Source organism: uncultured Tissierella sp. (genome assembly GCF_902479755.1).
Lineage (GTDB): Bacteria > Bacillota > Clostridia > Tissierellales > Tissierellaceae > Tissierella > Tissierella carlieri.
The window spans coordinates 41,609-50,571 of the sequence record NZ_CABSQO010000030.1 but is presented as its reverse complement, the minus strand read 5'-3'; the positions used below and the strand labels follow the sequence as shown (position 1 = coordinate 50,571).

Here is an 8,963-nt window from a genome sequence, read left to right as displayed (position 1 = left end):
GTGAGATAGAAAAGAGATACAGTTATTAAACTGTAACTATATTATACGAGGAGGAAGATGTATAAGGAGCAATGTAAATTTATGATAATATATTGTGATGAATTGATTCTGCAAATTTGCGTATTCTAAAGTAAGGTAGATAGATATATACAATAAAAATACCCTTTCAATGATAGTTGATTTCGAAAATAAGATATGGTATGATTTACGCAATGATAAAAATATATTTAGTACTATAGAGAAAGACATATTCTAAAGTTAATCACTTGGAGGGAAATATGAATAGGCGGGGTAATTTAAATTTAGGGAACCAAATTAAAGATATAGTTCAGGATGCGTTGAATAATGGGAATTTTAAAAGCTTAAATCGCGATATTGAGAGTGTTGTTAAAGGTGCGCTTGATGAGGTTAAAAGATCAATTGATTGGAAACAAGAGAATCATCATAACTGGAACAATCAAACTTGTAATAGTAAGCGTATTAAGATTAATGATTATAAGCATAGATACCAAAAGGATTCACAGATACTGAATGAACAAAAACAACAAATAAACAACTATAATACCATGAGTAATTACAATAACTCTTACAGTCGTGGTAAGGTAGCTTTAAGACCAACTAAGTTCACTGTTCCTGTTGGACAAGTATCAGGTATATTGCTTACTGTATTTGGAGTTATAGGAAGTACTGCATTTGGAATAGCAGTAATTGTATTAACCTTATTAGGATATCTGATTGGAGGAAGGGGTGTATTTCATACCATTGCTATGGGATTGTTTCCTCTTTTTATAGCAGGTATAATTTTATGGGTGAATGGAAGCAGGATTCGTAAAAGATTAAAAAGATTTCAAAGGTATATAGTAAAGATGTATGGGCGTAATTACTGCTTAATTAAGGATCTTTCTTCTACAACAGGATTAAGTAATAAAGCTACGGTGAAAGATCTGCGAAAAATGATTGTTAAAGGTATGTTTCCTGAAGGACATATTGATGATAAAGAGACCTGTTTTATGTTAAATAATGAATGCTATGAGCAGTATCTTGAACTGCAGGAAAATATGAGAATAAAGGATTTAGAGGAACAGCAAAAACAGAAGGCTCAGACCATAAACCAAGAGTTTACTGAGGAAGAAAAGAATAATGAAACTGATGGGTTGAAACCAGAAATTAGAAAAACAATTGATGAAGGGCGAAAATTCGTCATGGAAATTAAAGATGCTAATATCGCAATTCCAGGTGAAGAAATTTCACGTAAGCTAGATCGGTTAGAAGAAGTAACAGGAAAAATCTTTGATTATGTGGAGCTTCATCCGGAAAAATTCCCTGAAATAAAGAAGTTCACGGAATATTTTCTGCCAACAACATTGAAACTGGTGGATGCTTATAAGAAATTGGACTATCAACCTATAGAAGGAGAGAATATTTCAAATGCCAAGAAAGAAATAGAGGAAACAATGGATACCATTAATCTTGCATTTGAAAATTTATTGGATGGTTTGTTCGAGGATGTGGCAATGGATATATCCACAGATATATCTGTATTAGAAACCATGTTTGCACAAGAAGGATTAACAGAGAAGAATATGAAAGTTAAAAAATAAAACGGCGGAGGATAAAATATGAATAATGAAATACCAACACTAACTTTTGAACCTTTTGGTGATGATACATCAACTCAAGAAGTACTAAGCAAAGATATATTGAATAAAGATGATGTGCAGATTCAAAAGCAAGTATTTGATGAAAGCTATCTTTCACCTGAAGAGAAAAAGATGGTTGACGATTTTGCAAATCAGATTGATTTAAATAAATCGAATCAGATTCTCCAATATGGGGTAGGAGCTCAAAAGAAGATAGCAGACTTTTCTGAAGCAGCCTTAAATAATGTGAAAACTAAAGATCTAGGTGAAATTGGTGAGATGCTTTCAGGTGTTGTAACAGAATTGAAAAGTTTTGATGTAGAGGAAGAGGAGAAAGGATTTTTAGGGTTCTTCAAAAAATCATCAAACAAACTTACAGCAATGAAAGCAAAATATGATAAGGCAGAAGTTAATATAAATAAAATTTGTGAGGCCTTGGAGAAGAATCAGATACAGTTGCTGAAGGATATAGCAATGCTTGATAAGATGTATGAGCTTAATAAGACATATTTTAAAGAGCTTTCTATGTATATTATGGCAGGTAAAAAGAAACTGGCTAAGGTTCAGGCGGAAGAACTACCTGTACTGATAGATAAGTCTGCTGCAAGTGGTTTACCAGAGGATGCACAGGCGGTTAACGATTTAACTGCTATTTGTAACCGTTTTGAGAAAAAAATTCACGATTTGGAATTAACTAGAATGATTTCGATTCAAATGGCGCCACAGATTCGTTTGGTTCAAGGCAATGATACTATAATGGCTGAAAAAATTCAGTCTACCATCGTAAACACAATTCCGCTATGGAAAAGTCAGATGGTTTTAGCTTTGGGGGTTACTCATTCAAGTCAGGCTGCAAAAGCTCAAAGAGAAGTAACGGATATGACGAATCAGCTATTGAGGAAAAATGCTGAAACACTTAAAATGGCAACTATTGAAACAGCAAAGGAATCAGAGCGAGGAATTGTGGATATTGAGACACTTCGTATTACTAATGAATCATTAATATCGACTCTAGATGAAGTTATGCGTATTCAAGCAGAAGGTCATCAGAAGAGGAAGGAAGCAGAAATTGAGTTAAATAGAATTGAGGAAGAATTGAAAACTAAACTTTTAGAAATCAGAGGTTAATGAAATATGTCAAATGGGTATTGCAATACCCATTTGACATATTTCTTTGTGCAAATTAGAATTGTAAAAATAGCTAATATTCCATATCTATGGAGAGAAAGAGTAAGTAGTTCTTGAAGCTTAAAAAATTAGAAAGATAATCAAGTAATCCAATAACTCATGACATCATTAATCCACTTCATTAGAGTTGCTGATGATGAGCCGAAGGATGAGCCCTTGAGGATACCATATATCAAAATGTAATAAAATTATATCTTTAGATTTTTGCTAATAAGACCTACTAGAGCTTCACTTCCTTTGGAATTTAAATGTACACCATCTTGTTCAAAGTATTCAGGATGTTCAGAAGCTATAGAATACCAGTCAATTAGGGTTATATTTTCTCGTTCTTCAGCTTTTTCTTTTAAGATTTTATTGACCTTGCTTTCCCAAGAACGTGGTACACGAGTATTTACTAAAAAAACATGTGACTTTGAAAAAGAGTCAAGGAGTTCATCAATTTGTTTACTTGTAAAGTAGCCATTTGTTCCTAGTTCAATAATAACTGCTTTATCAGAATCATTAAATTCAGCATACTTAGTAGCTAAAGTTATTGCTTCTGACATTTGCCTTCCAATTTTTCCGTCAATTGTAATACTGTTATATGTCTTATTAAGGGTTGGAGTAATATCTAACATAATAGAATCTCCAATAGCCAATATCTCATTATAATCTTCCGCTGCTGTTGATGAAATATCTTCATCATTTTCCGTAGATACATTTATATCTTTTTCATTGGTTTCATTGGAATCTCCATTAGAACCCTCGCCCTCAGAAGTTTCATCTGTATTTGTTTCTGATGAATATATTTCTGCATTTTCTAGGTTCGATTTTATTCTTACTATATTATTGATACCAATAGCAAGGGATATAATCACTAGAACTGATATTATAGTTGCAGTTTTTTTTGTAAATGCTAAGGAATTCCTCTTAAAAAAACTAATGGTTAAGTAATTATAATATTTTCGAAACTCAAGTTTTCGTATTGGCAGCTCTATAAATCGATATGAAAATTCTGCAATAATACATGTAATAGTCAGTTGAATAAAGACACGTAAGTAGGATGGATTGCCTATTTCGTATATAGGGGTGCTTAGTACCATAATAGGGTAATGCCAAAGGTATATTCCATATGATCTTGTGCCAATCCAGCGCAGAGGTTTCCATGAAAGCATGGGACCTAAAATCCCTTTTGGATGACAAACACATGCTATAAGCAAAGCTGTGTTTAGACTAAACAGGAATAATCCACCTCTATACAAAAAAGAATTATATTCATCTATAAATGCAGCACTAAAAATAAAGATAGAGAAAGTAATAATGCTTAAGAGTTTCAGCTGGTTTTTGTGTTTTATAGAAACTTCCTTAGTAAAAGGTTTTTTATTTGCTGAAACAGCTGCTAGAAAACTTCCTATTAATAATTCAAAAGCACGGGTATCTGTGCCATAATATACACGGCTTGGATCAGCAGCTGGATCATAAAGTATACCCATCAAAGTTGCTGAAAGCAAGGCTCCGATAAAAATTATATACGAAAGCTTCTTAGTTTTTTTAGTATTTTTTAATACTATCATAAGTATAAAAGGCCATAAGATGTAGAATTGCTCTTGTACTGCCAAAAACCAAATATGTTTCAAGGGAGACGGTGAACCAAAGCTATCAAAATAGGAAAGCTTATGAAAAATAAACCACCAATTAGTTGTATATGAAATAGAAGATATTGTATCACCTAAGAGGTTTGTCAAAAGTCTATGGTTAAAAAAGATTACCCATAAGACGGTAATCATAATCATTAAATAAGCAGAGGGTAATAGCCTGCTAATACGATTTTTCCAAAAAGTTCTTAATTTGAAATTTTCTTGTGATAATAAAATCTTAGAGGTTACTAAATAACCAGATAAGACAAAAAAGATGTCAACTCCTAAGAAACCTCCCTTAGCCCAACTAAAACTAAAGTGATAAAAAACTACTGATAAAATTGCAAAGGCACGAAGTCCATCTAATCCTGATATATAACGACGATTATGTATAGTATTCAATATGTAAGTTCTCCTCCTACTTCCTCAATTTAAACTAATGTTAATTATAATTTTTAATTTAATTATACTAGTTAGGGAGCTAGAAAAAGTTTCAAACAGGTTATATAAGGATTACAATATGGTTACAAATATATTATTGTTCATATTTTTAACTATTCATCTAAATAATATCTCATGGCCTAAGTGGCTACAAATTCCGCTTCATTCTCCATCAATATTATTTACCATAATAAAGAACAGGATTTTATCTAGAGGAAAAAATCCATCAATCGTTTCAAGAATTCTTAATTATATAGAATTAATTAAAAAATTATTAAAAAAGTTAGATGACTTATTAGAGAAAATAAAATATTATGCAAGTACATCAGGATATAAAATTACAATATTACTAAAGGTTTAATATAATTATGAGAGAGAATGTCTCTATTGAGTAAAAGAAAGCGCCTTTAAATAATTATAGAAAATTTAAGTTTTCACCAAATGGATACCAACTATTTACTATATCATTGTGGTATACTTAAGGCATTGTGAAGTTTATTGTTTATAATAGGTTGGAGTAATATTTGTTGTTATAGAAAAATATAGGATATAAAATAAGGAGATAGGTGCTTTATTTCTATGGATTTAATTTTATTTAATATTGATCTGCAATAAGAAAATTTATATTTAGATTGGAGGAAATGATTTGGAAGAGGTGATGAGAATACTAATTGTTGAGGATGATATTGATTTAGGAAGATTACTTGTGAATTGCCTAAAGAAAGAGGACTATCATACAATACATGTTGAAAATGGAATTTTAGGATTGGAGAAGATGAAAGAAATCAAATTTGATTTGATTATTTTAGATATAATGTTGCCAGAAGTAGACGGATTTTCTGTAATAGAAAATATAAGAGAAATTAGTAGTATACCTGTTTTAATGCTAACTGCTAAAAGTGAAGAAAAAGATAAGGTAAAGGGTCTTAAATTAGGAGCAGATGATTACTTAACAAAACCCTTTGGTATTGATGAATTCTTAGCGAGAGTTAATTCAATTATAAGACGAGCAAATTATTATAATCAAGATCCAGAGAAGGGGATTATTAAATATGGAAATATTGAATTAAATAATTATTATAGAACTTTAAAAGTGAATCTTAGGGAAATTCCTTTGTCAAATAAAGAATTTGATTTACTGCTACTTTTAATGACCAATGAAAATCATATATTTACAAAAGAACAATTATATGATCAGATTTGGGGGTTAGAAGAGTATGATTCTTATGATGAAAAGAATATGGTATCATTTATTAGTAAATTACGAAGAAAGATATTTATGGATGAAGAAGAGTATGGAGGATTTATTGAAACAGTCTATGGATTAGGATATCGCTGGAGGATAAAATAACATGTTTTATATGAGATTATTATTGCCTTTTATGTTTTTCACTATTTTTTATTTAGTTTACAAAAGATATATGGAAAGGAAAAGATTAAATCAGTTAGTAAATCTTTTAAAGGAAGTAGAATCAGGGAATTATAGTAAACGAGGAGTGATTCCATTAAATGATGAATATTCGGAAATCTACTATCTTATTAATAAGATAATAAGAAGAAATCAAAACGATATTATCGAGATAAATAGGTTAAATCAGGGAAATAAAAGAATACTTACAAGTTTATCCCATGATATAAAAACCCCTATAGCCTCACTTTTAGGTTATTTAGAAGCCATAGATAAGAAATTAGTAGATGAGGATGAAAGAGAAGAATATTTTAAAATAGCACTGAATAAAGCTTATAAGTTAAATGAATATACAAATGAATTATTTCAATTGCTTCAACTGGAATCAGGAGAATATATATTAAGAAACCAGTCCTGCAATATATGTGAGGAAACTAGAAGAAGTTTTATAGCATGGGTTCCTATATTGGAGAAGCACAATATTAAATATAAGGTAAATATTCCAGAAGGAAGTATTATTACTACATTGGATGTACAAGCATATGAAAGAATTCTGGATAATTTGATTAAAAATGCAATAATTCATAGTAGATGTGAGGAAATAAGTATTGATTTAATAGAAAAAGAAAATATGATACAAGTAAAAATAAGTGATGACGGAATAGGTATACCTAGGAATTCTAAGGATATGATTATTGATAGATTATATAAGGTTGATACATCAAGGAAAACTAAAGGAAGTGGACTAGGACTTGCTATAGTAAAGGAATTGGCGGATAAATGTAATATATCTTTGAAATATGATAGTGAAGAAGGGAAAGGTTCATCATTTATCTTAGGTGTAAAGAAGGCTCTTTAAGGGCTTTTTTAATTGGCAATGATTTGGCAACATTTCATAGATATAATTGAAAGTGAGGAGGGATAAGAATGGAAAGTATTATTGAAATAAAGGGATTAACCAAAGAGTATAGTAGTTTTTTAGCTTTAGATAATATTTCATTAAAGATTAAAGGGGGTAAAATTTATGGTCTTTTAGGAAGAAATGGAGCAGGAAAAACTACAATTATGAAATCTATTTTAGGACTTACATTTCCTACTAAGGGTAAAATCTATATTAAAGATTCTCTTATAGATTATAAAGATAAGGATCAATTTTCAATAATTGGGTCTATGATAGAAACTCCTGCTTTTTATTCTAATCTATCGGCGAGAGAAAATTTAGAATTATTTGCCTTAATAAGAGGAGTCACCGAAAAGAATGCTATAGAAAAATCTTTAGATTTAGTTGGTCTTGATAGTAATTCTAATAAAACTTTTGCCTCATTTTCAATGGGAATGAAACAAAGACTTGGAATAGCCAATGCTATATTACACGAGCCAGAAGTGTTAATATTAGATGAACCTACTAATGGATTAGACCCAATTGGGATTGTTGAAGTAAGAAATATCTTAATAGATTTATGTAAGAATTATAATAAGACTATTTTAATTTCTAGCCATATATTATCTGAGATTGAGAAAATTGTTGATGATATCGCTTTTATTGAAAGAGGTAAGGTGCTGGAGGAGTCTTCTATTGAAGATATCAAAAATAGATATGAGAAATATACATCTTATATAGTTTCAGATGTGAATAATTCAGCTAGAGTATTGGAAGAAAGCTATAAGAGTTTAAATTATATTGTTATAGATAATCATGAAATCAGAGTTTTTGGACTAGATGATAGAACAAATAGGATTAACAAATTATTGATAAATAATGGTATTGATGTGTTTCAGATAACTACACAAAATGAAAGCTTAGAAGATTATTTCAAAAAACTTACAGGTGGTGATAAGAATTGAAAAATGGGATACTTGTTGAATGGAAAAAGATAAGACATAGAAAGCTATTAAAAATTTCTTTAATAACCATATTTCTATTTATAAGTTTATTAGTGCTTAAAGACATATTTATAAATATAAGAGTTAGAGAATTAGGGATAGAACATTGGATTTTTTCAATAGATACTGTATTAATCTTCTTGATTACATCAGTAATTAGTGGAATATTTTATACATTTATGATTAATAATGAATATGCTGAAAGGACAATTATAAGTTATATGCCGGCTATAGTTAACAGAAATATTTTTATTATAAGTAAAGTAATAGTATGGTTGTTCTGTCATTTATTGATGATTTTAATAGTGTATTTAGTAAGTTATATAGGGTCATTAGTAATATTTCCTACCGCTAATTTATTTATAAGGTTCTGTGATTTTGGAATTCATTTCTTTAGATCTGCTTTACTAAGTTTTCTTTCACTTGCATTATTAGTGCCTATATCTATATTTCAAAGAGCATCCTATATTCCTTCAATTGTAACAACCTTAGGAATAACGGCAGCTGGAATTTCAGCAACACAGTTGACAGGGATGTTGCCATTTATATTACCTTGGACATCTGCCGTTATTTTAAGTCAGCCAGCTGTTTTACCTAGAAATTTAATGTTTTTAGGACATATAGTTATAATTGTATCTTCATTATTATTCTATAGCTTAGGCTTAGTAATTATCAATCGTCAAGATATATAGAATTATTAATGATAGGTAAATTTTTTAGAAGAATATTGAATAGATGTTGTCTATATAGTTTTAGCATAACTATAGTTGTTTTATTGCTTAAGCA

The 8,963-nt window shown here is 29.9% G+C and carries 8 protein-coding genes; 7 read left to right on the top strand and 1 reads right to left on the bottom strand.

The annotated features are described in order from the left end of the window. The first annotated feature begins 278 nt into the window (after positions 1-278). Both RDK80_RS14805 and RDK80_RS14800 read left to right on the top strand, forming a co-directional pair. Positions 279-1,601, top strand: a complete 1,323-nt coding sequence (locus RDK80_RS14805; RefSeq protein ID WP_094899935.1) for a 5-bromo-4-chloroindolyl phosphate hydrolysis family protein — start codon at positions 279-281, stop codon at positions 1,599-1,601. 18 nt (positions 1,602-1,619) lie between these two features. Continuing rightward, positions 1,620-2,768 carry a toxic anion resistance protein gene (locus RDK80_RS14800; protein ID WP_094899936.1) on the top strand — a complete coding sequence of 383 codons (1,149 nt, stop codon included), beginning with the start codon at positions 1,620-1,622 and terminating at the stop codon, positions 2,766-2,768. A 248-nt stretch (positions 2,769-3,016) separates the two neighbouring features. On the opposite strand, the gene RDK80_RS14795 is transcribed toward RDK80_RS14800, so the two are convergent. Further along, positions 3,017-4,846, bottom strand: coding sequence for an acyltransferase family protein (locus RDK80_RS14795; protein ID WP_308524718.1), 1,830 nt, complete (start codon positions 4,844-4,846; stop codon positions 3,017-3,019). Positions 4,847-4,964: 118 nt separating this feature from the next. On the opposite strand from RDK80_RS14795, the gene RDK80_RS14790 reads away from it, so the two are divergent. The 5 genes from RDK80_RS14790 to RDK80_RS14770 all read left to right on the top strand — a co-directional run bounded on the left by RDK80_RS14790 (position 4,965) and on the right by RDK80_RS14770 (position 8,869). Further along, on the top strand, positions 4,965-5,246 hold the full coding sequence (locus tag RDK80_RS14790) for a hypothetical protein (RefSeq protein WP_308524717.1): 282 nt from the start codon (positions 4,965-4,967) through the stop codon (positions 5,244-5,246). Positions 5,247-5,540: 294 nt separating this feature from the next. After that, positions 5,541-6,236, top strand: coding sequence for a response regulator transcription factor (locus tag RDK80_RS14785; RefSeq protein ID WP_308524720.1), 696 nt, complete (start codon positions 5,541-5,543; stop codon positions 6,234-6,236). A 1-nt stretch (position 6,237) separates the two neighbouring features. Further along, on the top strand, positions 6,238-7,152 hold the full coding sequence (locus tag RDK80_RS14780) for a HAMP domain-containing sensor histidine kinase (RefSeq protein WP_308524716.1): 915 nt from the start codon (positions 6,238-6,240) through the stop codon (positions 7,150-7,152). Positions 7,153-7,220: 68 nt separating this feature from the next. Then, positions 7,221-8,138 (top strand): ABC transporter ATP-binding protein, encoded by a 918-nt coding sequence (locus tag RDK80_RS14775; protein ID WP_308524715.1) that lies wholly within the window; start codon positions 7,221-7,223, stop codon positions 8,136-8,138. Continuing rightward, a complete protein-coding gene (locus RDK80_RS14770; protein WP_094899939.1) occupies positions 8,135-8,869 on the top strand; it encodes an ABC transporter permease in 735 nt (244 codons plus the stop codon). Before RDK80_RS14775 ends, RDK80_RS14770 begins: the two co-directional genes overlap by 4 nt. Positions 8,870-8,963 lie beyond the last annotated feature (94 nt).